23 protein-coding genes and 1 pseudogene are annotated in these 25,558 nt (G+C 72.4%); 16 read left to right on the top strand and 8 right to left on the bottom strand.

Translation table 11 applies throughout. The annotated features are described in order from the left end of the window. Positions 1 to 21 precede the first annotated feature (21 nt). Positions 22 to 720: a bifunctional 4-hydroxy-2-oxoglutarate aldolase/2-dehydro-3-deoxy-phosphogluconate aldolase gene (gene eda / locus EDC02_RS00260; RefSeq protein WP_233605660.1), complete on the bottom strand. Its 699-nt coding sequence runs from the start codon at positions 718 to 720 to the stop codon at positions 22 to 24. Between the two features lie 65 nt (positions 721 to 785). On the opposite strand from eda, the gene EDC02_RS00255 reads away from it, so the two are divergent. Beyond that, the gene (locus EDC02_RS00255; RefSeq protein WP_233605659.1) at positions 786 to 1,559 is read left to right on the top strand and encodes an IclR family transcriptional regulator; all 774 of its coding nucleotides are present in this window, start codon (positions 786 to 788) and stop codon (positions 1,557 to 1,559) included. A gap of 93 nt (positions 1,560 to 1,652) precedes the next feature. After that, complete coding sequence (locus EDC02_RS00250; RefSeq protein WP_123600174.1) at positions 1,653 to 2,777, top strand: cellulose binding domain-containing protein; 1,125 nt, start codon at positions 1,653 to 1,655, stop codon at positions 2,775 to 2,777. A gap of 107 nt (positions 2,778 to 2,884) precedes the next feature. Here EDC02_RS00250 and EDC02_RS00245 read toward each other — a convergent pair whose 3' ends face one another. Further along, positions 2,885 to 3,619 carry an aldo/keto reductase gene (locus EDC02_RS00245; protein WP_123600173.1) on the bottom strand — a complete coding sequence of 245 codons (735 nt, stop codon included), beginning with the start codon at positions 3,617 to 3,619 and terminating at the stop codon, positions 2,885 to 2,887. A gap of 248 nt (positions 3,620 to 3,867) precedes the next feature. On the opposite strand from EDC02_RS00245, the gene EDC02_RS00240 reads away from it, so the two are divergent. The 3 genes from EDC02_RS00240 (at position 3,868) to EDC02_RS00230 (ending at position 9,534) form a co-directional block, all read left to right on the top strand. Beyond that, positions 3,868 to 5,274: a trehalase family glycosidase gene (locus tag EDC02_RS00240; RefSeq protein ID WP_370461401.1), complete on the top strand. Its 1,407-nt coding sequence runs from the start codon at positions 3,868 to 3,870 to the stop codon at positions 5,272 to 5,274. A gap of 389 nt (positions 5,275 to 5,663) precedes the next feature. Continuing rightward, positions 5,664 to 6,899 carry a hypothetical protein gene (locus tag EDC02_RS00235; protein WP_123600172.1) on the top strand — a complete coding sequence of 412 codons (1,236 nt, stop codon included), beginning with the start codon at positions 5,664 to 5,666 and terminating at the stop codon, positions 6,897 to 6,899. Continuing rightward, positions 6,886 to 9,534, top strand: a complete 2,649-nt coding sequence (locus EDC02_RS00230) for a nitrate- and nitrite sensing domain-containing protein (RefSeq protein WP_123604361.1) — start codon at positions 6,886 to 6,888, stop codon at positions 9,532 to 9,534. Before EDC02_RS00235 ends, EDC02_RS00230 begins: the two co-directional genes overlap by 14 nt. 14 nt (positions 9,535 to 9,548) lie before the next feature. Here the strand turns inward: EDC02_RS00230 and EDC02_RS00225 are convergent, their stop codons facing one another. Continuing rightward, complete coding sequence (locus EDC02_RS00225; protein WP_123600171.1) at positions 9,549 to 10,760, bottom strand: RNA-guided endonuclease TnpB family protein; 1,212 nt, start codon at positions 10,758 to 10,760, stop codon at positions 9,549 to 9,551. Positions 10,761 to 10,915: 155 nt separating this feature from the next. On the opposite strand from EDC02_RS00225, the gene EDC02_RS00220 reads away from it, so the two are divergent. Genes EDC02_RS00220 through EDC02_RS00205 form a run of 4 tightly spaced genes read left to right on the top strand, consistent with a single transcriptional unit; the run spans position 10,916 to position 12,967 of the window. Then, entirely contained in the window at positions 10,916 to 11,398 is a 483-nt protein-coding gene (locus EDC02_RS00220) for a roadblock/LC7 domain-containing protein (protein WP_123600170.1), read from the top strand. Further along, a complete protein-coding gene (locus EDC02_RS00215; protein ID WP_233605658.1) occupies positions 11,395 to 11,910 on the top strand; it encodes a DUF742 domain-containing protein in 516 nt (171 codons plus the stop codon). The genes EDC02_RS00220 and EDC02_RS00215 overlap by 4 nt, the downstream gene beginning before the upstream one ends. Further along, on the top strand, positions 11,888 to 12,523 hold the full coding sequence (locus EDC02_RS00210; RefSeq protein ID WP_370461400.1) for an ATP/GTP-binding protein: 636 nt from the start codon (positions 11,888 to 11,890) through the stop codon (positions 12,521 to 12,523). Before EDC02_RS00215 ends, EDC02_RS00210 begins: the two co-directional genes overlap by 23 nt. A gap of 21 nt (positions 12,524 to 12,544) precedes the next feature. Beyond that, positions 12,545 to 12,967: a hypothetical protein gene (locus EDC02_RS00205; protein ID WP_123600169.1), complete on the top strand. Its 423-nt coding sequence runs from the start codon at positions 12,545 to 12,547 to the stop codon at positions 12,965 to 12,967. A gap of 45 nt (positions 12,968 to 13,012) precedes the next feature. On the opposite strand, the gene EDC02_RS00200 is transcribed toward EDC02_RS00205, so the two are convergent. Beyond that, a complete protein-coding gene (locus EDC02_RS00200) occupies positions 13,013 to 13,405 on the bottom strand; it encodes a cupin domain-containing protein (protein WP_123600168.1) in 393 nt (130 codons plus the stop codon). A gap of 117 nt (positions 13,406 to 13,522) precedes the next feature. Then, positions 13,523 to 14,113 (bottom strand): TMEM165/GDT1 family protein, encoded by a 591-nt coding sequence (locus tag EDC02_RS00195; RefSeq protein ID WP_123604358.1) that lies wholly within the window; start codon positions 14,111 to 14,113, stop codon positions 13,523 to 13,525. Between the two features lie 381 nt (positions 14,114 to 14,494). On the opposite strand from EDC02_RS00195, the gene EDC02_RS42490 reads away from it, so the two are divergent. Together EDC02_RS42490 and EDC02_RS00185 are read left to right on the top strand one after the other, a co-directional pair. Beyond that, a complete protein-coding gene (locus EDC02_RS42490; protein WP_123600167.1) occupies positions 14,495 to 16,573 on the top strand; it encodes an Hsp70 family protein in 2,079 nt (692 codons plus the stop codon). After that, the gene (locus EDC02_RS00185) at positions 16,557 to 17,912 is read left to right on the top strand and encodes an Hsp70 family protein (protein WP_123600166.1); all 1,356 of its coding nucleotides are present in this window, start codon (positions 16,557 to 16,559) and stop codon (positions 17,910 to 17,912) included. The genes EDC02_RS42490 and EDC02_RS00185 overlap by 17 nt, the downstream gene beginning before the upstream one ends. Here the strand turns inward: EDC02_RS00185 and EDC02_RS00180 are convergent. From EDC02_RS00180 to EDC02_RS00170, 3 genes and pseudogenes are all read right to left on the bottom strand, one after another. Beyond that, positions 17,883 to 18,449: pseudogene (locus tag EDC02_RS00180) on the bottom strand (rRNA adenine N(6)-methyltransferase family protein); the annotation flags it as partial. The gene EDC02_RS00185 and the pseudogene EDC02_RS00180 sit on opposite strands and share 30 nt — an antisense overlap. 98 nt (positions 18,450 to 18,547) lie before the next feature. Continuing rightward, on the bottom strand, positions 18,548 to 19,468 hold the full coding sequence (locus EDC02_RS00175) for a Gfo/Idh/MocA family protein (RefSeq protein WP_123600165.1): 921 nt from the start codon (positions 19,466 to 19,468) through the stop codon (positions 18,548 to 18,550). Positions 19,469 to 19,496: 28 nt separating this feature from the next. Next, entirely contained in the window at positions 19,497 to 20,180 is a 684-nt protein-coding gene (locus EDC02_RS00170) for a hypothetical protein (protein ID WP_148083281.1), read from the bottom strand. A gap of 199 nt (positions 20,181 to 20,379) precedes the next feature. On the opposite strand from EDC02_RS00170, the gene EDC02_RS00165 reads away from it, so the two are divergent. The 5 genes from EDC02_RS00165 (at position 20,380) to EDC02_RS00145 (ending at position 25,516) form a co-directional block, all read left to right on the top strand. Beyond that, positions 20,380 to 20,748 (top strand): hypothetical protein, encoded by a 369-nt coding sequence (locus EDC02_RS00165; protein WP_123600163.1) that lies wholly within the window; start codon positions 20,380 to 20,382, stop codon positions 20,746 to 20,748. Beyond that, positions 20,741 to 21,205 (top strand): hypothetical protein, encoded by a 465-nt coding sequence (locus EDC02_RS00160; protein WP_123600162.1) that lies wholly within the window; start codon positions 20,741 to 20,743, stop codon positions 21,203 to 21,205. Before EDC02_RS00165 ends, EDC02_RS00160 begins: the two co-directional genes overlap by 8 nt. A 247-nt stretch (positions 21,206 to 21,452) precedes the next feature. Beyond that, positions 21,453 to 22,481, top strand: a complete 1,029-nt coding sequence (locus EDC02_RS00155) for a LacI family DNA-binding transcriptional regulator (RefSeq protein WP_123600161.1) — start codon at positions 21,453 to 21,455, stop codon at positions 22,479 to 22,481. A gap of 72 nt (positions 22,482 to 22,553) precedes the next feature. After that, positions 22,554 to 23,222 carry a DedA family protein gene (locus tag EDC02_RS00150; protein ID WP_123600160.1) on the top strand — a complete coding sequence of 223 codons (669 nt, stop codon included), beginning with the start codon at positions 22,554 to 22,556 and terminating at the stop codon, positions 23,220 to 23,222. 320 nt (positions 23,223 to 23,542) lie between these two features. Further along, positions 23,543 to 25,516 carry a heavy metal translocating P-type ATPase gene (locus EDC02_RS00145; RefSeq protein ID WP_370461501.1) on the top strand — a complete coding sequence of 658 codons (1,974 nt, stop codon included), beginning with the start codon at positions 23,543 to 23,545 and terminating at the stop codon, positions 25,514 to 25,516. The last annotated feature ends 42 nt before the right edge of the window (positions 25,517 to 25,558 follow it).

Below are 25,558 nucleotides of genomic sequence, written 5' to 3'. Positions count from 1 at the left end.
ATCCATGCCGGGTCGGACCGGTCAGCCGGCGGCACGGGCGGCGGCGACCGCGGCGGCGGTCAGCCGGGTCACCTCGGCCCAGTCGCCGACGTCGAGCAGGCGGGGGGCGACCATCCAGGTGCCGCCGACGGCGAGGACCGCCGGGTGGGCCAGGTAGTCCGCGACGTTGCCGGGGCCCACCCCGCCGGTCGGGATGAACCGCACCGACCGGAACGGCGCGGCGAGCGCGGACACCATGCCCACCCCGCCGAGCTGTTCGGCCGGGAAGAACTTGACCGTGTCCAGCCCGGCGTCGAGGGCCATCTGGATCTCGGTGGCGCTGGACACCCCGGGGAAGACCGGCAGGTCGAGCTCCTGGCAGCGGCGGACGACGGCGGGTCCGAAGCCAGGGCTGACCACGAACCGGGCACCGGCGTCGACCGCCCGGTCGACCTGCTCGACGGTGAGCACGGTGCCGGCGCCGACCAGCATGCCGGGGTGCCCGGCCATCGCCGCGATGGCGTCCGCCGCCGCCGGGGTGCGGAAGGTCACTTCGGCGGTACGCAGCCCGCCGGCGAGCAGCGCCTCGGCCAGTGGCGCGGCACCTGCCGGATCGGCCAGGACGACCACCGGAAGGATCCGCCCGGCACCGATCACCGCGACGACGTCGCCGCCGTCGCGCGCGCCCTGGTCGGCCTCGCGGCCGGCCGGATCGCGTTCAGCATCATGAACATCGGTCACGTACGTGACCATACTCGGTGGCAGATCGCTGTCAACCGGGTGCGGCGCTGGCTAGAGTGACCGCCATGGCGGCGCACGAGGGTTTCCAGCCGGTGAAGTCCGCCGGCCGGACGTTGGAGGTGCTGGAGGCGCTGGCAGCCACCCCTGACCGCCGGTCCCTCGGCGAACTGGCGCGGGTCCTGCAGATCCCGAAGAGCAGCCTGCACGGGATCCTGCGCACGATGGCGCATCGCGGCTGGGTGGAGACCGATCCCACCGGCACCCGGTTCGGCCTGGGCGTACGGGCGCTGCAGGTGGGCGCGGCGTACCTGGCCGCCGACAACGCGGTCAGCCTGCTGGACGGCGTGCTCGACGCGCTGGCCGGGCAGTTCGGTGAGACCGTCCATCTCGGCCGGCTGGACGGCCCGCACGTGGTCTACCTGGCCAAGCGCGAGTCGGTGCACCCGCTGCGGCTGTACAGCGCGATCGGCCGGCACCTGCCGGCGCACGCCACCGCGCTGGGCAAGGCGCTGCTCGCCGAACATCCGGACGACACCGTCGACCAGCTGCTGAGCTGGCCGTTGCGCCGGATGACCCGGCGTACCATCACCGACCCGGCCGCCCTGCACGCCGCGCTGGCCGAGGTCCGCGCCCAGGGCTGGGCCGTGGACCGGGAAGAGAACACCGAGGGGATCGTCTGCCTGGCGATGGCGATGCCACTGCGCCGACCGGCCGCCGACGCGATCAGCCTGTCCGTTCCGGCGACCCGGATCGACGCCACCGGCGAGGCCCGGATGGTCGAGGCGCTGCGGGCCGCCGCCGACCAGGTGGCCGCCGCCCGCGGGCTGATCGCCCACTGACTCTTTTCACATATGTCAATGTGCTCTAGCGTGATGGGAGCGCTCCCGCGACGTTGGTTCGTACCCGCCGTCTTCACGGACACAAGGAGCACGATGAGACGTCCAATCCGCGCCGCCGCAGCAGCCCTCCTGCTGCTCACCGGCGGCATCGTCACCGTGGTCGCCGCCACGCCCGCCCAGGCCGACACGGTGATCTGCGAACAGTACGGCAGCACCACCATCCAGGGCCGCTACGTGGTGCAGAACAACCGCTGGGGCACCACCGCCGAACAGTGCATCAACGTCACCGACAACGGGTTCTCGGTCACCTCGCAGCAGGGCAGCTCGCCGACCAACGGCGCGCCGGTGTCGTACCCGTCGATCTTCTACGGCTGCCACTACACCAACTGCTCCCCCGGCACCAACCTACCGATCCAGGTGAGCCGGATCAGCAACGCACCGACCAGCATCAACTACCGCTACGTCAGCAACGGGACGTACAACGCGTCGTACGACATCTGGCTCGACCCGACACCGCGTACCAACGGAGTCAGCCAGATGGAGATCATGATCTGGTTTCACCGGCAGGGCTCCATCCAGCCGATCGGCTCCCCGGTCGGCAACGCCACCGTCGCCGGCCGCAACTGGCAGGTCTGGACCGGCAGCAACGGGTCCAACAACGTGGTGTCCTACCTGGCCCCGTCGTCGATCACCAGTTGGAGTTTCAACGTGCTCGACTTCATCGCCGACGTCCGCGCCCGGGGACAGATCACCAACTCCTGGTATCTGACCAGCGTCCAGGCCGGCTTCGAGCCGTGGAACGGCGGCGTCGGCCTCGGGGTGAACTCCTTCTCCGGCTCGGTCTCCACCGGCGGCGCCCCGCCGACCACCGCCCCGCCGACCAGCCAGCCGCCGGGCGGCGGCGGGTGCCGGGTCAGCTACACGGCGAACACCTGGAACAACGGCTACACGGCAGACGTACGCGTCACCAACACCGGTGGCGGCACCCTCAACGGCTGGACGTTGGCCTATCAACTGCCGGGCGGGCAGACGGTCGGCAACTCGTGGAACGCCACCGTCACCCAGAGCGGATCGTCGGTGACCGCTCGGAACGTGGGCTGGAACGGCACGCTGGCCCCTGGGGCGACCGCCTCGTTCGGTTACCAGGCCAGCTACAGCGGTAGCTACTCCTCACCGAGCAGCTTCACCCTCAACGGCACCACCTGCACCACCGGCTGATCCACGGATCCGGGCCCGGCTGCGGTGCGAGTGACGCCTCCACCGCGGGCCGGGCCCGGGACCCCGGACAGCGCCGCGACCTACCGCCCGGCCGCCGGTGGTGGGCCTCAGCCGCGCAGGGCGTCGATCGCGGCCATCTCGTCGGCGGACAGGGTGAAGCCGAAGACGTCGGCGTTGCTACGGATCCGCTCCGGCGTGACCGACTTCGGAATCACCACGATGCCGTGCTGGACGTGCCAGCGCAGCACCACCTGGGCTGGGCTCACCTGGTGGGCGGCGGCGACCCGCGCCAGCACCGGGTCGTCGAGGTCGGTGTTCTTGAACGGGCTGTATCCCTCCAGTACCACCCCGCGGTCACGGTGCTCGGCCACCGTACGCGGATCGTGCATCGCCGGCGCCCACGGCACCTGGTTGACCGCCGGCACCACCCCGGTCCGCTCGGTCAGTTCGTCGATCTGGTCGAGGCCGTAGTTGGAGACACCGATCGTCCGGACCGCACCGGCGTCCCGGTGGGCGACGAACTCGCGCCAGGTCGGCACGCCGGCACCACCGCCCGGTGGCCAGTGGATCAGCCACAGGTCGACGTACTCGGTGCCCAGCGCGGCCAGGCTCGCGGCCAGCGTCTCCGCCTCCCGCCCGACCCGCTCGGGTGGCAGCTTGGTGGTGACGAAGATCTCGTCCCGGGCGATTCCGCTGTCCTTGATCGCCCGGCCGACCTCGGCCTCGTTGCCGTACATCGTGGCGGTATCGACGTGCCGGTAGCCGGCGTCCAACGCCACCCGGACCGCCTGGTACCCGGCGTCGCCCGACGCCTGCCAGGTGCCGAACCCGAGCAGCGGCATCCCGGCCCCGGACGGCAGAGTCGCCACAGCTTGCTCACCATGCGTCGCCATCCTCCCCGCCTACCCCCTTCGACCTGCCCGTATTCCTTGACCGGACGACTCATCGTCCGGTAGCCGACGGACCCTACCGCCGTCGGCGACAAGGGCACATGCTGTTCACCGCGCGTACATTCGTCGTTACCACCCCACCGCTGGCGGTGGTTCCTGCCTGGCCGACGGCCCGGCAGGAGATTGACCAGGACGGAAGAATGAGCAGTATCAGCACCGCCCACACGGCCATGGCGAGCCTCCCGGTCGTGGACCGGCCGCCGGCCGGACAACTCACCGAACGCACACCCGCCGACCTGTGGCACATGGCCAGAGCCGTACTCGACGCCAACTGGTCGCGCAACCACACCGTGCCGTCGCGCACCCTCTACCCGCACCAGTGGAGCTGGGACGCGGCGTTCATCGCGATCGGCCTGGCCCGGATCGACCCCGACCGGGCCTGGCACGACCTGCGCAGCCTGTTCCTGGCGCAGTGGCCGGACGGACGGGTCCCGCACATCGTCTTCGACCCCGACGTCGCCGAACGCGACTACTTCCCCGGACCGGGGTTCTGGCAGGTGCCGCTGCGTCGTCCCGGGCACCCGGACGGCACCGGCATCGTCCAGCCACCCGCCCACGCCCTCGCGGTCTGGGAGATCTACCAACGGGCACCGGGGCCGCAGGCGGAAGCTGAGCTGCGCTGGTTCTACCCCCGGCTGGTCGCCGCCCAGGACTACCTGTCGAGCTGTCGCGACGCCGGCGGGAACGGACTGGCCAGCATCGTGCACCCGTGGGAGTCCGGCCTGGACAACAGCCCGGCCTGGGATGCGGCGCTGGCCGCCGTACCGGCCGACCTCGGCGTGCTCGTCGGGCGGCAGCGGCATGACAACCGGGTGGCCGCGGCGGCCCACCGGCCGACCGATGAGGACTACGCCCGGTTCGTCGCGCTGGCGCTCGGGTACCGCGACGGCGGCTACCGGGACGACGACCTCGCCGCCCGCCACGACTTCGTGGTCGAGTGCCCGACCTTCAACGCGTTGCTGGCCGCCGCCGAACACGCGCTCGCCCGGATCGCCGCCGTGGTCGGCGCCGATCCAGCGGTCCACCTGGACCGGGCCGCGCGGATCACCCGGGCGCTCGACGACCAACTGTGGAACCCACGGACCGGTATGTACCACGCCCGGGATGTCCGGACCGGACGGCTCAGTCCGGCACGCTGCGTGAGCGGACTGGTCCCGTTGATCCTGCCCGGCCTACCGCCAGACCGGGTCGCGGCGTTGGTGGCGGCGGCCGGTTCGAGTCGGTTCGGGCTGTCGGCGTCGATGCCGGTGGCCAGCTACGATCGGTCCGCCGCCGACTTCGACCCGGTGCGCTACTGGCGCGGACCGGTGTGGATCAACATCAACTGGCTGCTCCGTCGGGGACTTCGTGAGCATGGCCATCTGGATCAGGCCGAAACGCTGCGTGACGCAATGCTGGAGCTGGTTCGCCGGTCCGGTTACTACGAGTATTTCCACCCGGAGACCGGCGACGGGGTCGGCTCGGCGGCATTCAGCTGGACCGCGGCGCTGGTGCTCGATCTGCTGGGCGAAGGGGAGGCTCCGCCGGTCAGCGGTCCGGTCGATTAGCCGTTACCCGATAGTAGGGTAAGCCGTGTCGACCAGCGCCGATCCGACAGTCTGCCCGATACCAATACCCATTCGGTTGGCCACCCGCAGATGCCGTTGATTCCGACATAAGCAACATATCAGACAGAAAACGGTTGCTGAACGACGGATTCTCACTGCCCGTAGTCACCTTCGCACGAAGGGGTCGAGTCGACCGTACGGTGCGCGACTGGCGGCCTCACGGATGGTTCCGGCCCGCCGGCAGGGAAACTATCTTTCCCTGCCGGCGGGCCGTACGAACGACGCGATCCTGCGCACTCGACGCTGTCCGCCGTAATTCGCTGCTACCGCCAGGGGGGTGGGCGATGCAACCTGCACACAATGCCGCACGGCGACCCGCACAGGACGCCGTGCGCCGGAAGCGATGGCTCGACGGGGCGCTGCTCCGATCGGCCATCACCGTATTGATGCTCGTACCGGTCTGCGTGCTGTTCACGCAGTTGTGGCGCGGCACCTCGGCGGACATCACCTTCGCCGAACGCGAGCGCGAGGGCGTGGCATATCTCGGCGCGCTCAACGAGTTGACCGTGGCCCTGGTCGACGCGCAGTCAGCGGCCGTCGCTGGTCAGCCGATCAACGACGAGGCGCTGCTTCGGGCCCTCGACGCGGTCACCGAGGTCGACCAGCGGATCGGCGCGTCACTACGGGCCCAGCAACGGTGGGCGACGCTCCGCTCCACCGTGGAAGCCCTGTCAGACCGGCAGTTCAGCCGGCCGGCCGAAGCCTTCGACGCGTACCGCCAGGCCACCGACCTGCTGTTGGCCCAGTACGACCGGGTCCGGGAGAGCTCGAACCTGATCCGAGATCCGGAAGGCGACGCCTACCACCTGCAGGACGGTGCGGCCGAGGAGTTGCCGGAGGCGATCGTCGCCACCGGACGCTTCGCGGACCTCGCCGTGCTGCTGCCGACCCGGCCGGCACAGGACCGGCCCTTGGCGCTGGTCGAGCTGATCAGCGCGGCCGGCGACGTGCTATCCCCCGCCAGCGACCTGGCCGACAACGTCCAGGCCGCAGTGGAGAGCACCGACAGCCGGACGATGAGCAGCAACCTGCTCACCCAGGTCGACCGGTTCCGGCGCAGCATGGACACCCTGGCCGCGGCCGCCGCCGCAGTGAACACCGCGGACGTCGTGTCCGGCAGCGGATCCGCCGCACCGGGCGGCGGGGGCACGCTGCCCGACCTGGGTCCGCTCATCGGGCTCCGCGGCGACGCCCAGGTGGCGGCGGCCGAACTCGCCGGCACGATGCTCGCCGAACTGGACGGTCTGATCGCCGACCGGATCAGCGCCCTGCAACGCGGCCAGTGGGCCTCGGTCGGTGCCCTCGTGGTGGCCTTCGCCCTGGCCGTAGCCCCGATGATCATCGCCTACCTCGGTCAGCCCACGTCGACCGCCGGCCGCACCGGTGCCGGGCCGACCGGCCATGCCGGGACCGACCACCCGCCGGGACCGGCCGAGTCCCGTCCGGACCCGGCGGACCAGCCGAACCGCTGGCCGGAACTCGACCCGACGGCGCACGGCGGCGCGCCCGCCGGCACCGCCGCCCCGGGCACCGGACGATGGGGGCCGACCGTTGCTGCTCGATAGGCTCCGGATCCGGGGAAAACTGGCCCTGCTGGTCATGATCCCGCTGATCGCGGTCGCTGCCCTGGCGGTGCCGATCGTGATCGACCGCGCCGCGCTGGCCGGCCGGGCCGCCGACACGGTCCGTGCCGTGCAGACCGGTGGCCGGATCGGCTCGCTCGCCCAGGACCTGCAGCAGGAACGTCTGCTGGCGATCGGCTACCTGCTGGACAGTGTGGACCGGTCCCGGCTGGTGTTGCAGGAGGCGGCCATCACCGACCGGATCGCCGACATCCGGGCCGAGCTGGGTGGCCAGCTCGACGCCGAACTGGCCGCGGCGGTCGACGCGGTGGACGGCCTGGCCGAGACCCGGGCCGCGGTACGCGACCGCACCGCCGACAGCGATCAGGTGATGACCGCGTACGGCGATCTCATCGAGCGGCTGCTCGACGGGTTGAAGTTGGTCGACTCGGCCGACGTCGCCACCCCCGAGGGACGCCAGATCGTGGCACTGGACGCCGCGCTGCGGCTGGACGCCGCGATCAGCGCCGGGGCGGCCCACATGCTGCTGGTGGTCGGGTCCGGCGACCCACAGGCCGCCACCCGGTACGCGCTGAGCCTGGTCACCACTCAGGAGAACGCCGCCCGGTTCAGCCGTTTCGCCACCGCCGACCAGGTGGCCCTCTACAGCCTGGTCGAGGAGGCGCTCGACCAGCGGCTCGGCAGCGGATTCAGCGACGCGTCACAGGCCGGCACGCAGGACGGCTCCCCGGTCGACCCGGCGCAGGTGCTGGCCGGTCTGTCCGTGGCCACGTTGTTCCCGTCGTTGGAGTCACTGATCGCCCTCGGCCGGTTCGTCGAGCGCAAGATCGTCATCGACGTCACGGTCGACGTGACCCGACGGCAGGAACAGGTCCTGCTCACCGCGTACAGCGTGGTGGCCGGGGCGCTGTTGGTCCTGCTGGTGGTCGTCGCGTTGAGCCTGTACGTGGCCCGGTCGGTCGCCCAGCCGCTGGCCAGGCTCACCTTCTCGGCCGACCGTGTCGCCCGGCTCGCCGAGGCGGAGCTGGTACGGGTGGCCGACGACGAGTCGGAACGCCCCGACCCGGTGCGCCTCGACCCGGTCGAGGTGACCGCCACCGACGAGATCGGCGACCTGGCCCGCGCCTTCGAGCGGGTCCAGCAGACCGCCGCCCGGCTCGTCGAACGGCAGGTGTCGAGCCGACGCAACGTGGCGCAGATGTTCGGCCACGTCGGACGGCGGACCCAGAACCTGGTGGGCCGCCAGTTGGCGATCATCGACCGGCTGGAGCGGGAGGAGACCGACCCGCACCGGCTGCAGCATCTCTACCGGCTCGACCACGTCTCCAGCCGGCTGCGGCGCAACGCCGGCAGCCTGGTGGTGCTCTCCGGCGCGACCGGCGCCGAGGAGCACATGGCCCCGCTGCCGGTCTCCGACGTCATCCGGCTCGCTCTCGGTGAGATCGAGGACTACACCCGGGTCGACGTGCAGGCACCAGCCGGGTACGCCCTGCAACCGTCGGTCATCGCCGATCTGGTGCTGCTGCTGGCCGAGCTGATGGAGAACGGCACCGTCTTCTCGCCGCCGCACACCCGGGTGACCGTGACCGCCGGACCGCTCGACGACGGTCTGCGGGTCAATGTCATCGACCGTGGGCTCGGGCTGTCCCCGGAGCGACTGGCCGAGGAGAACGCCCGGCTGACCAGACGGGAACGGCTCGACCTGGTACCGACCGAGGTCCTCGGACTGTTCGTGGTCGGCCGACTCGCCCGCCGGCATGCGATGGCGGTCGAGCTGACCGCCACGCCGGGCGGCGGGGTCACGGTGACGGTCGACCTGGGACCGGACCTGATCGTGCCGGCCGCCGGCGCCCCCGGACGGGCCGTGGCCGCCGGTTCCACCGGCCGGTCACCAGCGATCGCGCCCACCATCGCGCCGCTGCCCGGCACGGTCCCGGCCGACGCGGTGCTGATCGGCACCGCACCGGGCGGACCGCCCGGGGACACCCCGCCCGGGGACCGGCCGGCGGCCGCGACGCCGACGGGCGCCAGCGGGCTCCGTCCGGACCGGACCGTCGCCCGGGCCAGCGTCCGCACCGGCGGACCGGACGGCTCCGGCGCCAGCTTCGACTCGTCGGCGGTGCAGCGGGCCACCCGGTCACTTGGCACCGGCACCCCGTGGAACGCGTTCGGCACGGCGGTCGAACCTGCCGGGGCGCCGGACCAGCCAACGGCGGCGCCGGCCGCCGAGCCGGTCGGACGTGGGCCGCTGCGGCAACGCGTTCCCGGCGCCCAGCACCCGGTCGGCGGCGGACCGGCGGCGCTCAGCGACGCACCGGCCGACCCGGTCGCCGCACGAGCGCTGCTGGAGGAGTTCGAGGCCGGGGTACGGCGGGCACAGCGGGAGGTGGCGCAGGACTCGACGGTCGCCGGGTCGGACCGCCTCACCCAGCGGGTGCCCGGCGCGAGCCTGCCCGACCCGCCGCCGGCCAGCGCATCCCCCGGCAACCGCCAGCCCTGGCCACCGGACCCACAGCAGGCCAAGGAGTCCCTGGACGAATTCGAGACGGGCGTTCAACGCGCGCTCAACGAGATCACCACCACCTTCCAGCACGGCAGCAAAGGAACGCACGGTTGACAATCCTCCCCGCCCTAAAGGACGGGTATTCCCTGGGTCGCCCCAGGGGGTTCCTGTTTCACCGACGACCGCCCCGTCCGAGAGGAGGACTCCCGGTGAGGTCTTACACCGCCTCCACAGGCAATCACGGAGAGCCCCTCCGCGAGAATGTTGCGGGCCGCGTTGACATCCCGGTCGTGGGCCTGCCCGCACCGGCAGGTCCACGACCGGACCGTCAACGGCATCCGCTCGGCCAGTACGCCACACGCGGAGCACAGTCGGGTCGACGGGAACCAGCGGTCCACGACCACCAGGTCCCGGCCGTACCAGTCCGCCTTGTACCCCAGCATGCTGCGGAACCGCCGCCAGCCCGCGTCGGAGACGGCGCGGGCCAGACTGTGGTTGGCCATCATGGTGCGGACGGTCAGGTCCTCGATCACGATCGTTTGGGTTTCACGAACGAGCCGAGTGGTCAACTTGTGCAGGTGATCGCGGCGGCGGTCGGCGATCCGGGCATGAACCCGGGCCACCGTCAGGCGGGCCTTGGCCCGGTTCGCCGAACCTTTGGCCTTGCGTGCGAGGTTCCGCTGGGCACGGGCCAGCCGATCGCGGTCGCGGCGTTCGTGCTTCGGGTTGGGGATCTTCTCCCCGGTGGACAGGGTGAACAGGCTGTCGAGGCCGGCGTCGACCCCCACCACGGCGGTGGTGGCCGGGGCCGGTTCGATCCGGTCGTCGCAGAGCAGGGAGACGAACCAGCGGCCCGCCGGGTCCTGCGACACGGTCACCGTCGACGGCGCCGCGCCCTCCGGCAACGGTCGGGACCAGACGATGTCCAACGGTTCGGACATCTTCGCCAGGGTCAGCCGGCCGTCGCGCCACCGGAACGCGCTGGCGGTGTACTCCGCCGACCGACGCGACCGCTTCCTCGACTTGAACGTCGGGTACCGGGCCCGTTTCGCCCAGAAGTTGGTGAACGCGGTCTGCAGGTGCCGCAGCGCCTGCTGCAGAGGGACGCAGGAGACGTCGTTGAGGAACGCGAGGTCGTCGGTCTTCTTCCACGCGGTGAGCATCGCCGAGGTGGCGTTGTAGGTGACCCGTTGCTGGCGTTGGGTCCACGCCTCGCTGCGGGCGGCCAGGGCCATGTTGTAGACCAGCCGGACACAGCCGAACGTCCGGGCGAGCTCGGCGGCCTGCTCCGGGGTGGGGTGGAAGCGGTACCTGAACGCCCGCTTCACGGTCCTGGACACAGTCCACAGTCTAGCGATTCGGTCGTGAGCCGTGGGGTGGCGTGTGGGGTGGACGCCGATCCGCCTCGGCGGCGGATCGGCTTTGCCTGCCCTGCTCCGCAGGAGTTCCGTTTCCTCCCCGACCTGAAGGCCGCAGTATCCACGGAAGGAATCCGATGAACAGTCCCTACACGCCGGACACCGCAGAACGCCCGACGGCCCCGGCCGGCAACGGCAACGGCTCGCTGAGCGCCGAAGCGCAGACCTTCAACTGGCTGCTGGACTCGTTCACCTCCAGCACAGCCGGTGTCCGCGAAGCCATCGCGGTATCCTCCGACGGACTGCTGATGGCCATGTCCGCGATCCAGGACCGGGCCAACGCCGAGCGGCTGGCGGCGGTGGTGTCCGGCATGACCAGCCTGGCCGGTGGTGCGGCGAACTGGTACTCACTCGGCACGCTGAACCGGGTGGTGGTGGACATGGCCGATGGCTACCTGCTGGTCAGTTCGATCAGCTCCGGGTCGGTGCTGGGGGTGATCGCCGACCGCTCGGCCAGCCTTGGCACCGTCGCCTACGAGATGACCCTGTTCGCCGGGCGCGCCGGTGGCCCGCTCACTCCCCGGCTGATCGCCGAGTTGAAGAACTCCGTCCAGTCGTGACCCGACCGCCGTACGGGGCGGACGAGCCGGTCGATCCGCGGCCGCGGATCCGCCCCTACCTGCGTACCCCGCCGTCGGGTGACACCCCGGCGGCGGGCGGGGGTCCGCCCGGCGCCGGCGGATCCGACAGCGGCGGGCCGGACCGGTCGGGCGGCGACGCCACGCCGACGACACTGCGGCCGTTCGTGCTGACCGCCGGCCGGGTCACCGGGGCGGACCCGAACATCAACCTGGAGACGCAGGTGACCGCCCGGATACCGGACCCGTTCGACCCCGGCCCTCCGGTATCCGGCCTGGCCCCGGAACTACGGGCGATCATCGCGCTCGCCGCCGACCCGATCTCCGTCGCGGAACTGTCCGCCCGGCTGGGGCTGCACCTGGGGGTGACCCGGGTACTCGTCGGCGACCTCCGCGCCTCCGCCCATCTCGACGTCCACGTACCCGACGTCGACGCCCCTGCCGATGCCGACACCATCCTGCGAGTGATCCGTGGACTACGTGCCATCTCCTGACCGTCCGACCGCCGGACCGCCCCCGACAGCCCGGCACCGCGCCGCACCCCGGACCGCGCCGATTCCGGTCAAGATCGTCGTGGCGGGCGGCTTCGGGGTCGGCAAGACCACCACCGTCGGGGCCATCTCCGAGATCGTCCCGCTGACCACCGAGGCGGAGATGACCGCCGTCTCCGTCGGGGTCGACGACCCCGGCCCAGAGTCCGGCAAGACCACCACGACAGTCGCGATGGACTTCGGCTGTGTCACGATCGACCGGAGTCTGAAGCTGTACCTGTTCGGCACCCCGGGCCAGACCCGCTTCGGGTTCATGTGGGACGACCTGGCCCGGGGGGCGTTGGGTGCACTCGTCGTGGTGGACAGCTCACGCCTGGACGACTGCTACCCCGCCGTCGACTACTTCGAGCGGGCCGGGCTGCCGTTCGTGGTGGGAGTAAATACCTTCAACGGCCGCCTTGGTCATAGCATTGACGAGGTCAGGTGGGCGTTGGCGACCGGCCCGGCCGTTCCGGTCGTCGCGTACGACGCCCGCGACCGGCTGTCGGTCCGGGACGCCCTGCTGGTGGTTCTGGACCGGGCGCTGGACCGAGCGGTACGGAGTCAGCCATCCTGAGGTGGTAGCAGAGGAGGACAGATGCGTGGTGACCTGGACGACGCGCTCGCCCGGCTCGCCCGACGCGACCAGCTGCAGAAGCGGGTCAGCCAGGGCAGCGACCGGACGGCGTCGGCGGCGCACGAGATCGCTGCGGCGGTCCGGCAGGTGGTGGAGCGCCACCCTGGGTTGACCGCGACGGTCCACCTCACCCACGGCGGTCAGGCCGTGCAGCTCACCGTCGGCAACCGGGACGGCCGGGTGCAGGTGACGGTCGACGGCGGTACGCCCGCGGCGGGGCCGAACCCGCCGTCCGGCGACCCGGCGGCGCCCGGGGTGCCGACCGCCGGGCGTCCACCGGAGTGGCCGCCACGCGGGCGACCCGCCCAGGACGGTCCGGCGGCCCGCCTGGCGGAGCTGATCCGACGCGATCCGTCACTGCTCAACGGGGCGACAGAGGGCTGAACCGGCCCGCCACCGGGTAGCCGAGGCGTACGGCGGAGGCCGCCGTCACGACGTGGGTGGCTCGTCCTGGCCGGACTCCTCCGCCGCGTCCGCCTCCTCCTTGGTGTGGTGTACCGCACCGTCGGCGTGCTCCGGCGGGCCGTAGACGGTGTAGAGCACCAGTGGGTTGGGGCCGGTGTTGACGAAGTTGTGCTTGGTGCCGGCCGGCACGGCGACCAGGTCACCGGCGGCGACGGCCCGCCGCTCGCCGGCCACCAGCGCTTCGCCGACACCGCTGACGAAGGTGAGGATCTGGTCGATGTCCTCGTGGACCTCCTCGCCGATCTCGCCGCCCGGCGGAATGGTCATGATTACAAGCTGGGAGTGCTCACCCGTCCAGAGCACCCGACGGAAATCGGTGCTCTGCTCAGCGACGGTGGCGATCGTGAAGTGCTGCATACCACTCAAGGTACCCAGGACCGCCCGTCGGTACGCGTGTTGCCGTGCTCCCGGCCGACGCCGACGGGCGCCGGGTCAGCCGGGGCGCAGGGGCGCAGGGTCAGCCGGGGCACCGGGTCAGCCGGCCAGTTCGACGACCGCCTCGACCAGCAGCCAGCAGCCGAACACGAAGAACAGCGCGGCCGCCCCGTACGCGATCACCCGCTCGGGAAGCCGCCTGCCGAGCAGCCGGCCCACCACGATGGCCAGCGCGTCGGCCGCGACCATGCCGAGCGTGGAGCCGAGCCAGGTGCCGAACCAGCCGTGCCGGGTGGCCAACGTGATCGTGGCCAGCATCGTCTTGTCCCCCAGCTCAGCCAGGAAGAAGGCGGTGAACACGGCGATCACCGCCGTCCTGGTGGTCCGCTGCGCCCGGCGGGACTCCTCATCAGTCAGGGTGTCGCCGCGCAGCGTCCAGAAGCCGAACCCGATGAACGCCAGCGCGGCGGCCAGCGCGATCCAGCCGGTGGGCAGGGCCACGCCGAGGCCGTACCCCAGGGCGACCGACACCAGGTGCACGACGGCGGTGGCCGCGGTGATGCCGACCAGCACCGGCCAGGTCCTGAATCGGGTGGCGAAGGTCAACGCCATCAGCTGTGACTTGTCGCCCAGCTCGGCGACGAAGATCACGCCGAAGCTGATCACGGTCGCGGCAAGGAAGCCGTCCATGGTGCCTCTCATCCGGTCGGGGCCGGATCGTGGCACGCGGACCTCGACCCGGCTGCTGCAGCCTGGGTCGAAGGTCTCGCCCACCCGACGTACCGCCGGGTCGCCGCGGCCGGGTGCGCAGCACCAGTGTGTCGACCGCGATGTTGGGAGCTACTCCCCTTCGCAGTCGCCGAGTCTAGCGGCTCCAGCAGCGACGATCGCGGTTGGTGACCGAACACACGGGGGCGGGTCCACCAACGCGACCAGTTTCCGTTACGTTCACCCCTGTCCGTGGCGTACCGCGCACATCGCCCAGGGTGGACGTGACGGCGGCACTCACGGACACTGTCCCGGAACTTTCAGGACGATCAATCGCCGAACTGCTGTGGTGAGGGCGGGAACATGACCGAGCCGATCCTGGTGGTCGATGTCGGCGCCTCGGGCACCCGGGTGGCGCTGGTCGTCGCAGACCAGACGACCCTGGTCAAGGAACCGGCCAGCGGAGCAACCAGCTGGCCGTCCTCGGTGTGCCTGGCGGACGAGGGATTCCTGGTCGGCACCCCGTCCGAGGTACGTAAACGGGCCATGCCGCGGCGGTACATCGACGGGCCGCGCCGGGCCGTCGACGCCCAGGCCGCCATGTGGCTGGAACACCGTGAGGTCACCGGCGCCGAGGCGCTCACCGCGTACCTCACCGTGGTCGCCAACGAGGTGCGCCAGCTGTACGGCGGCCAGATCGACCGGCTGACCCTGTCCGTGCCGGCGGACTACCTGCCCGGCGACCCCCGCCGGGACGCGATGCTCGCCGTCGGTGCGGCCGCCGGGTTCCGCGACGTGGAGCTGATCGACAGCGCGGTGGCGGCGGCGCTGGACCCGACGACCGGCGACAACCTGCCGGCCGGCGGGCTGGTACTGGTCTGTGACCTCGGCGCGACCTGGACCGTCGCGCTGGTGCAGGTGTACGGCAGCCACACCGTCCAGCTCGCTCAGCAGACCAGCCCGGCCGGGCAAGAGCTCGACGCGCTGCTCATCAACGACCTGCGGACCGAGGGGCGGGCCTGGCTGGAGCCGATGCTCGCCGCACCCGGCGACGCCGGACTGCGGGCCTACCACGAGGCGATCGATTTCGCCCGCCGGCTCAAGCACCAGCTGGTCGACGCCGACGAGGTGGTCGATCACCTCACCCCGCTCACCCCGCCGTACCGGCTGACCCGGGCCTGGCTGGACGCGTTCGCCGAACCGGCGCTGCGCTGGCTGGTGGACGGCGCCGCGGGTGTGCTGGGCGCGGTCGGCGCCGCACCGGCCGACCTGGCCGCGGTGGTCGTCGCCGGCGGCAACGCCTACCTGCCGGCGGTGCACACCACGCTGCGGTCCGGCCTCGGCATCATCGACGCCGGGTCGCCGGGGCCGCTGCGCTGCGGCCCGGACCCGGAGCTGGCGGTGCTGCGCGGCGCGGCCCGGTTCGCGGCCGGCGCCAGCGGACGCACCGTCACCGCCGAGCCTCAGCGGTGGCGCACCGAGCCGACCTCGTGGGAGATTCCGGGCGGTCGGGCCCGGCTGCTGCGCTGGTGCGTGCCGCCGGGCGAGCCCTATCCGGCCGGGGCGGTGCTCGCCCACATCCGTACCCCCGACGAGCGGGTCTTCGAGCTCACCGCCGCCCAGCACGGCCGGCAGTTGGGCCAGCAGGCGTACCCGGGCGACCTGGTCGGCCCGGTCCTGGTGGTGGCCACCGCGAAGGACGCGGTGGCCCTGCAGCGCCAACCGCCGCCCCGGCGGCGGCACCTGGAGTCCACCGGGAGCTGGCTGCTCACCCCGGACCGCGAGCATCTGGTGGAGTGCGACCCGGCGGCCCGGCTGGTCCGGCTCCGGGCGATCGCCGACGACACGGTCCGCGCCGAGTTCCGCCCGGAGCACACCGCCGGCGCGGAGCCGACCGGCCGGGTGTTCGTCGACCCGGACGGCCGGTTGGCGGTGGTGGCCTGGGCCACGGACGGGTTCATCTCGGTGTGGGACATCGAGACCGGCAAGCTCAGCGCCCGGTTCCGCGACCCGGGCGAGCCGTACCGGGTGCTGATCGACGAGACCGGGTGGCGGGCGGCGGCCGAGGGCCGGGCGAAGGCGGTAGGCCGGTACCGGCGCACCGTGACGACCCTGTGGGACCTGCGTACCGGCAGCCAGATCGACCGGATCACCGACGACCGGTGGCAGCAGCGGATGCCGGAGTTCGCCGAGCACAGCCGGCGGGAAGGGTTCGGCACGGCTGCGGTCAGCGCCGACGGGCAGCTGCGGGCGGCGGTCGCCGACGCGCTCGACGGCATCGCCGCGGTGGTCCTGCAGGACACCTCGACCGGGCAGGAGCTGTTCCGGGTGCTGGGTGGCACCGGGCAGCGGGTCCGGGTCGGGTTCAGCGCCGACAGCCGGCACCTGCTGGCCAACTGGGAGTCCAACGAGCGGAGCCTGATCGATGTCTGGGATGTCTGACCAGCCCGTCCTGGTGGTCGACTTCGGCACCTCCTCCTCCGCCGCGATGGTGGTCACCGGTGAAACCGGCGAGCTGGTTCCGGACCCGGTCACCGGCGCGCCGACCTGGCCGTCAGCGGTGCACTGGGACGGCCAGAGCATGATCGTCGGCGCGTTGGCGGAGCGGCGGAAACGGTCCGAGCCGACCGCGTTCGCCGCCGAGTTCAAACGCGGCATGGCCGCCGACGTGCCGGTGGCGCTGGGCGACCGCCGGTTCCGGCCGATCGAGCAGGTCGCGGCGGTGCTGACCGCGCTGCGGGCGGAGGCCGAGCGGCGGTACGGCGCCCCGGTGCACCGGACGGTGGTGACGGTTCCGGCGTCGTACGGCCCGGACGACCCGCGCCGCGCGCAGATGATCGCGGCGGCCGAAGCGGCCGGTCTCGGCCCGGTCGAGCTGCTGCCGGAGCCGGTCGCGGCCGCGTTCGCCCCGGTCGCCGGCCCACCGCCGGTCGCCGGCGAGCTGGTGCTGGTCTACGACCTGGGCGGGGGCACCTTCGACACCGCACTGGTGCGCATCGACGAACGCTGGCACGAGGTGCTCGGGCACGCGGCGATCGACGACTGCGGCGGCCGGGACATCGACGCGCTGCTGGCCGGGCGGATCCACGCCGACGGGCAGCAGTGGCTGGCGCCGCTGCTGGCCAGTGCCGCGGCCAGCCGGTCCGCCCCGGCCACGTTGCGGCTCGGCATGGCGGTCACCGACTTCGCGAACCGGATCAAGCACCAGCTCAGTGACACCCCGGCGGTGGAGGACTTCCTGCTGCCGGACACTCCGGCGTACCGGCTGACCCGGGCCGACCTGGCGCAGCTGGTGGCTCCGCTGCTGGACCGCACGATCGCCTGCTGCCGGCAGATGCTGGCCGCTGTCGGGGTGCCACCGGCCAGCATCGGATCGGTGCTGCTGGTCGGCGGCGGGGCCCGGATGCCGGCCGTGGCGCAGGCGGTGCACGACGCCTTCCAACGCCCGCTGCGTCAGGTGGAGCAGCCGGAGCTGGCGACCGTGCACGGTGCGGCCCGGTGGCTGCCGCGCAGCGGCCCGCGAACCATCCGGGCGTCGACGGAGACCACCGGGATGGTTCCGCTGTCGTTCAGCATCCCGGGCGGGTCCGCGCGGCTGCATCGCTGGCTGGTGGTGCCGGGCCAGCCGTATCCGGCGGGCACCCCGCTGGCCCGGGTCCGGCTGCCCGGTGGCGCACTGTGGGACCTGGTGGCCGCGACACCGGGCACACTCGACCGGCTGCTGGTGCCGCCCAGCGCCGAGGTGGCCAGCCACCAGTGGCTGGCGCTGGCCACCGCCTGAGACGGCACCGGCGTCCACCCCGGGTACCGGCCGGAACGCGGTCCGCGGCAGCCGGCCGGCCAGCAGCCACTCGAACTCGGGCCAGGTACGGACGGTGAGCAGACTCCATCGGCCGTAGTCGCCGGTGCGTTTGCGGGCGTACTCCAGTTGGGTCACCAGGGTGGCGGTGCGCAGCCGGGGCGCGTGCAGGCACCATCGCACGATCGGGGCGGTGGCGGCGTACGGGATGTTGCCGACCACCGCGAACGGCTCGGCCGGTGGCTCGGCGGCCAGGAAGCCGCCGGGCACCGGCGTCACGTTCGGCAGGTCGGCGCACCGGCGGGCCAGGTACGCGGTGAGGTCCGGATCGACCTCGTACGCCAGCAGACGGCCGTCGACCCGGGTGAGCGCCTGAGCGAGCACCCGGGTCAACTGCCCGGTGCCGGCACCGACCTCGATGGTCAGTTCACCGGGCGTGGGCCGTACGGCTCGGACCACCCGGTCGATGGCCGACCGGTCGCGCAGGAAGGTCTGCGAGTAGACCCGACGGGTACGGTCGCCGCCAGCGGCGGCGGGGGCCGGCCGGCGTACCGCCGGTCAGGGTCAGCGCCTGGAAGGTGGTCGACACGCCGGTCAGGCTAGCCGGCGGGCAGCACTCAGGCGACCGGTTTTCCAGCCGGTACGTCGACGATGCGCTGCTCGGCCCGGGCGGTGTCGGCGGCGGCCAGCACGGCCACCACCTGCCGGCCGAACCGTACGTCGCAGGGGTGTCCCGGTGCCCCGGCGGTGACCTGCCCGAGCAGCGCGTCGACGGCCGAGTGGAACGCCTGTCCGGTGGTCACGTCCCGGTGCGGCACCGGCACGATCCCGGGCTCGCCGAAGAACGTGACGTCGAAGGTCTTCGCCGCCACCGGGCCGTCCAGGTTGAGCGACAGCGTGCTGGTGGCCCCGCCGGTGTGCCGCAGCAGCAGGTGCACCCCACCGGCCGGGCCGGGCATCGCGGCGACCCGGGCGACCGGACCGAGCACCGGCAGCACCACCGACAGCACGTGCGGGCCGATGTCCCACAGCCCGCCGTAGGTGTGCCGCCAGGGCGAGGCGCCGTACGGGTTGCCGGGCTCGGAGATCGCCGCGAACAGCGCGCCCCGGGCACCGTGCCAGGCACCGTCGGCCGACCGGGCCAGAAAGTCGATCATGGATGGGTTGAACCGGCTGGTGAAGAAGACCACCGAGGCGACGTCCCGCCGGGTGACCGCCGCGACGATCCGGTCGGCGTCCGGCAGGGTCAGCGCCAGCGGCTTGTCCAGCAGCAGGTGCCGGCCGGCGTCGGCGGCGCGGACCGCGATCCGGGCCTGCACATCGGGCGGTAGGGCGACGGCGACCGCGTCGACGTCGGCGAGCAACGCGTCCACGTCCGGGTACGGTGCGACGCCGTACCGCTGCGCCAGCGCCGTGGCCTTCGCCCGGTCCCGCCCCCAGACCCCGACCAGCTCCGCGCCGGGGTGCGCGGCGAGCCCGGCCGCGTGGGTCTCGGCCGCCCAGTGCCCGGTGCCGAACAGACCGAACCGCAATGCCATGGCTGCGTTTCCCTTCGTCGACCGGAGTTCAGTGTGACCGCTCGGCCCGGTCCGCGACGTAGCGGGCCTCCTCGGCGTCGACGGCGGCCGCCGACGCCTCCTCGGCCAGCGCGGCGGCGCTCAGCTCGGCGACGTACGCCGCTTCCGCGGCCCGTCGCGCGGCGGCGGCGACCACGTCGTACTCCCGGCGGGCCGCCTGGTCGCGGACGCGGTGCCGGTCGACGGCCCGGTCAGGCCGGTCTCCCGCCGTCGGGGCCGGCGGCCCGCCGCCGGCCCGCCGCCACACCGCGCGTAGTTGCTGCACTGAGATGTCGCCCCGGCGGTAGGCGGTCAGCGCGGCCCTGCTGACGTCGCGCCCGTGCTCGGCGGGCAGCGGCGCACCGGTGACGACGGCTGCCGGCCGGTCCTCCTGGTCGGCGAGCAACGCCTGTTGGTAGGCCCGGCCGGCGGTTTCCTGCCGCTGCCAGGCGTCGTCGCGGGCCTGCTCGGCGGCGGCCGCCCGGTCGCGCAGCTGGTCGGCGGCGGTCCGGGCGGTGTCGGCCGCGGCGGCGATGGCCTGCGCCTCGGCGGCGAGTTCGTCGGCTTCGGCCCGCAACGCCCGCCGGTCGGCCGGGTGCTCCGCCGTACGGGCGGCCAACGCGGCCAGCGCGAGCAGGGCGAGCAGGACGAGACAGCTGGCGATCAGGAGGCCCCAGATGCCGACGCCAACCACCACACCCTCCCCAGGGTGGATCGGACCGTCCCGGACTGACTATAGACTCCGGCTGATACCGAGAGCCACCGTCCGGACACTGCGGATCGGGTCGCCCGGTAACGCCCTGCGAGCCGGCCGGGACGCACCTCGACGGGTCGCGGTAGCCGGTGAGTAGGGTGTTCGGCGTGACTGTGGCAGCTGAGACGGCGGCGCGGCGGTGAACGGGCCGATCGCCGCCGTGGTCATCGTCGGCGCGCTGGCCGTCGCCGGCTGGGCGCTGCTCTGTGCGGCGTTGGACCGCCCGCCGGGTCTGATCCAGTACGGTGGGCTGGCGGTGGTCGAGGTCGCCCTGCTCGCACTGACCGTGGCAGCCGTGGTGGCGCTGATCGGCGGGGAGCGTCCCGGTGAACCACCGGTCTTCGCCGGCTATCTGATCACCACGCTCAGCCTGCCGCCGGTGGCGGGGGTGCTGGGCCGGATGGAGCCGACCCGGTGGGGTTCGTTGACCGTCGGCGTCTTCGCCCTGGTGATCCCGGTGCTGGTGGTCCGGCTGCAGCAGACCTGGACGGCGGTCGGCGGTGGCTGACCCGACGTCGACGGATGGCCGACCGGCGCGCACCGGGCGGACGGCGCGGACCCGCAGCGGGCCGGGCCGGGTGCTGATCGGCGTCTACATCCTGTTCGCGATCGCCGCCTCGTCCCGGGCCGGTGTGCAGATCGCCACCCGGTTCAGCGAGGCACCGGTGGCGTACCTGCTCTCCGCCTTCGCCGCAGTGGTGTACCTGGTGGCGGCCGCCGGGCTGATCATCGACGGCCCGGTCGGCCGGCGGATCGCGTACGGCTGCTGCACGGTGGAGCTGGTCGGCGTACTCGGCATCGGCGCGGTGAGTCTCGCGGTGCCGGCGGCGTTCCCGGACGAGACGGTCTGGTCGGGCTTCGGCAGCGGGTACGGCTACATCCCGCTGGTGCTGCCGGTCATCGGGCTGCTGTGGCTGCGCCGCAGCCGAGCCTCGGCCGCTCCGGCCACCGACCCGACCGCGTAGTTCGGCCACCGACACAACCTCTTGGTTCGGACGCCGGCCGGTCTGCGTCCGGTGTGGAATCATCACGGGTGTCGGTATCCCGACAGTGGACGGTCACCGCGTCGCAGCTCAGCGCCGGGCTGTATGCGTTACGTCCTGGATGTCCGACCTGGTGGACCATCGCGCTCCGTACCCGGTCTGTAATTATCGTCCCGGGTTCCGTGACCGGCACCCTCGGGTCGGGAGCAAGTGAAGAGGGCGATGAACGATGGCGACGATCTACGACGTTGCGCGGAAAGCGAAGGTCTCCCCAGCTACCGTCTCCCGGGTCGTCAACGGCCACACCAACGTGGATCCCGCGCTGGCGGACCGGGTCCGCCAAGCGATGCGCGAGCTGGACTACCGGCCCAACGCGGTGGCCCGTAACCTGCGCCGCAGCCGGACCACGTTGTGGGCGGTGGTGATCAGCGACATCGGCAACCCGTTCTTCACCGCCCTGGTCCGCGGCGTCGAGGACCTCGCCCAGCAGGCCGGCTACTCGGTCGTGCTGTGCAACACCGACGAGGATCCGGCCAAGGAGAGCCGCTACCTGAACGCGGTCCTCGCCGAACAGGTCGCCGGAGTGATCATCGCCCCGTCCGGGCCGACCGCCGACCTGGGGCAGCTCACCGCCGCTCGGGTGCCGGTGGTGGTGGTCGACCGGCAACTGCACGGCGGCCGGACCGACACCGTGCTGGTGGACAACGAGCACGGCGCCCGGCTGGCCACCGCGCACCTGCTCGACTCCGGTTACCGGCGGATCGCCTGCATCACCGGTCGACGTGGCGTCTGGACCGCCTGCCGACGGCTGGGCGGCTACCAGCGGGCACTGACCGATGCCGGGCAGCCGTACCAGGAGGATCTGGTCCGCCACGCCGATTTCCGCTCCGACGGCGGCTACCGCGCGATGATGGAGCTGCTGCGGCTGCGGCCGCGACCGGACGCGCTGTTCGCGGCGAACAACCTGATGACCGTCGGTGCGGTGGAGTGCCTGGTCGACCAGGGCATCACGGTGCCGGCGGAGATGGGTGTGGTCGGCTTCGACGACCTGCCGTGGGCGCATCTGGTACGGCCCGCGTTGACCACCGTCACCCAGCCGACATACCAGTTGGGCGAGACCGCCGCCCAGTTGCTCATCGAGCGGATCGCCGACCCTGACCGGGCCGCGACCACCGTCACCCTGCCCACCAAGCTGCAGGTCCGGGAGAGTTCTGTACGTCGCCGACCACCGGCGGTCGTTGACCCGGGTGAGGCGTAGCCGGTCGTCGAGCAGGTGTAGCGCCGCTGGCCGCCGGGTACCGGATGGGCTTACCGCGACGCAGGGAGCGCCATGGCCGTCACCGTCGACACCCCGCCGGACCAGGTCGGCGGGCTGACCGGCTGGGTCGCCGACGTCATAGCCCGGCTGGGTGAGCTCGGGGTCGGCCTGCTGGTGGCACTGGAGAGCGTCGTCCCGCCGATCCCCAGCGAGGTGGTGCTGGCGATGGCCGGCTACCTGGCCAGTCAGGACCGGGTGAACCTGGTCGGGGTCTGGGTCGGGGCGACGCTCGGCTCACTGGCCGGCGCGTTGCTGCTCTACTGGCTGGGTGCGGCGATCGGCGAGGCACGGCTGCGACGCTGGCTGGACAAGGTGCCGCTGGTCGATCTGGAGGACCTGGACAAGGCCGACCGGTGGTTCGACCGGTACGGGCGGTGGGCGGTGCTGTTCGGCCGGATGGTGCCGATCGTGCGGAGCCTGGTCTCAGTGCCGGCCGGTGCCGACCGGATGCCGTTGACCCAGTTCAGCGCCTACACCACGCTGGGCAGCGGGGTGTGGAACGCGCTGTTCGTCGGCGCCGGGTTCGCGCTCGGCTCACAGTGGCAGCAGGTCGAGCGGTACAGCCGCTGGTTCGACGTGGCGATCTTCGTACTCCTCGGTGGACTGGTCGTCTACTGGGTGGTCGGCCAGGTTCGGCGCCGCCGCCGTCGGGCTGCGGCAGGCCGCCGACCGTCGCCCTGAACGCCAGGGGCGGTTCGGCCGGCGAGCTGTTGGCGGTGACGTCACGCGCCAGCCAACTGACTCGGCGTCACCCCGTTCAGTTGGGGTGCTTGTTGAGTTTGATGCCACAGGTGCATCTTGATGCACCTGTGGCATCAAGCCCGCGGAGACACCTTGGTTCCCCGGAGCCACGCGGAACCCCTTGCGGATATACCCCTAGGGGGTATTGTGGCGGCGTGGAAACGGACGGAACCCGACACGACGAGCACACCGGCCACGGTGGGCACGGTGGCCATAGCGGGCACGATGGCCACGACAAGCACGCGGGGCACGACCCGGAGATGTTCCGCCGCAAGTTCTGGCTGAGTCTCGCGCTGACCGTGCCGGTCGTGGTCACCAGTCACATGGTGATGGACTGGTTCGGCTACTCGCTGGACTTTCCCGGTATGTCCCTGGTCGGCCCGGTACTCGGCTCGGTGGTGTTCTTCTACGGCGGCTGGCCGTTCCTGGTCGGCGGGGTACGCGAGGTCCGCGACCGCGCGCCCGGCATGATGCTGCTGATCTCGATGGCCATCACCGTCGCCTACCTGGCCTCGCTGGCCACCAGCTTCGGCGCCTTCGACCTGGACTTCTGGTGGGAGCTGGCGGCGCTGGTGACCATCATGCTGCTCGGTCACTGGCAGGAGATGAAGGCGATCGGGCAGGCGCAGGGGGCGCTTTCCGCGCTGGCCGCGCTGCTGCCCGACGACGCGGAGCGGTTGGCCGACGACGGGCAGGTCCAGCGGGTCACGGTGGCCGACCTGCGGGCCGGCGATCTGGTGCTGGTGCGCTCCGGCGCCCGGATGCCCGCCGACGGGCGGATCACCGACGGCGAAGCCGAGTTGGACGAGTCGATGATCACCGGAGAGTCCCGGCCGGTGCACCGGCGCGTCGGTGACCCGGTGGTGGCCGGCACCGTCGCGACCGACTCGGCGATCCGGGTACGGGTCGAGGCCGTCGGCGAGGACACCGCCCTGGCCGGCATCCAACGCCTCGTCGCACAGGCCCAGGCCTCCAGCGGCCGGGCCCAGATGCTCGCCGACCGGTTCGCCGCCCTGCTGTTCTACGTCGCGATGGCCGCCGCCGTGCTGACCTTCGCCGCCTGGTGGGCGTTCGGCAGCCTCGACGACTCCGTAGTACGGACGGTCACCGTACTGGTGATCGCCTGCCCGCACGCCCTGGGCCTGGCGATCCCCCTGGTGATCGCGTTGTCCACCGCCGTGGCGGCCAAGGCCGGGATCCTGGTCAAGAACCGGCTGGCCCTGGAGCGGATGCGCACCGTCGACGCGATGCTGTTCGACAAGACCGGCACCCTGACCAGGGGCGCGCACACCGTGACCGGGGTCGCGGCGGCCCCCGGGCACACCGAGGACGAGGTACTGCGACTGGCCGCGGCGGTGGAAACCGACAGCGAGCACCCACTGGCCCGGGCCATCGTGGCCGCCGCCACCGGACGCGGTCCGACGAGCGCCGCGACGGACTTCCGGTCGTTGACCGGCCGGGGTGTGCAGGCGAACGTGGATGGCACCCACTATGCCGTCGGCGGGCCGGCGCTGCTGGGCGAACTCGACGCCCGGGTCCCGCCGGAGCTGACCGCCACGGCCGAGGGCTGGTCGCAGCGTGGTGCCGCCGTACTGCATCTGCTGCGGCTCGACGGCGGCCGCGCCGAGGTGCTCGGCGCGATCGGGCTGGCCGACGAGGTCCGGCCCGAGGCCCGGCAGGCGATCGCCCAACTGCGCAGACAGGGCATCGACAAGATCATGATGATCACCGGAGACGCCCGGCCGGTCGCCGAGGCGGTCGCCGCCGATCTCGGCTTCCGGTCCGGCGTGGACGAGGTCTTCGCCGAGGTGCTGCCCGCCGACAAGGACAAGACGGTGGCGGACCTGCAGGCCCGGGGGCTGACCGTGGCGATGGTCGGCGACGGCGTCAACGACGCCCCGGCGCTGGCCCGTGCCGACGTCGGCATCGCGATCGGGGCCGGCACCGACGTCGCGATCGAGTCCGCCGGAGTCGTTCTCGCCTCGTCCGACCCGCGCGGGGTCACCGGGGTGATCCGGCTGTCGAAGGCCTCCTACCGCAAGATGCTGCAGAACCTGGGCTGGGCCGCCGGCTACAACGTCGTCGCCATTCCGCTCGCCGCCGGCGTGCTGGCCTGGGCCGGGCTGACGTTGAGCCCGGCGGTCGGGGCGATCCTGATGTCCGCGTCCACCATCGTGGTCGCCCTCAACGCGCAGTTGCTCCGCCGGGTGCAGCTCGCCCCGGACGAGCGGTAGCGGCGGGTGGCCGGGCCGGTCGTCCGGCCCCGGCCACCCGCA

The organism is Micromonospora sp. Llam0, from assembly GCF_003751085.1.
Lineage (GTDB): Bacteria > Actinomycetota > Actinomycetes > Mycobacteriales > Micromonosporaceae > Micromonospora_E.
Note: the sequence above shows the minus strand (reverse complement) of the source record. Positions and strands in the feature narration are given on the sequence as shown.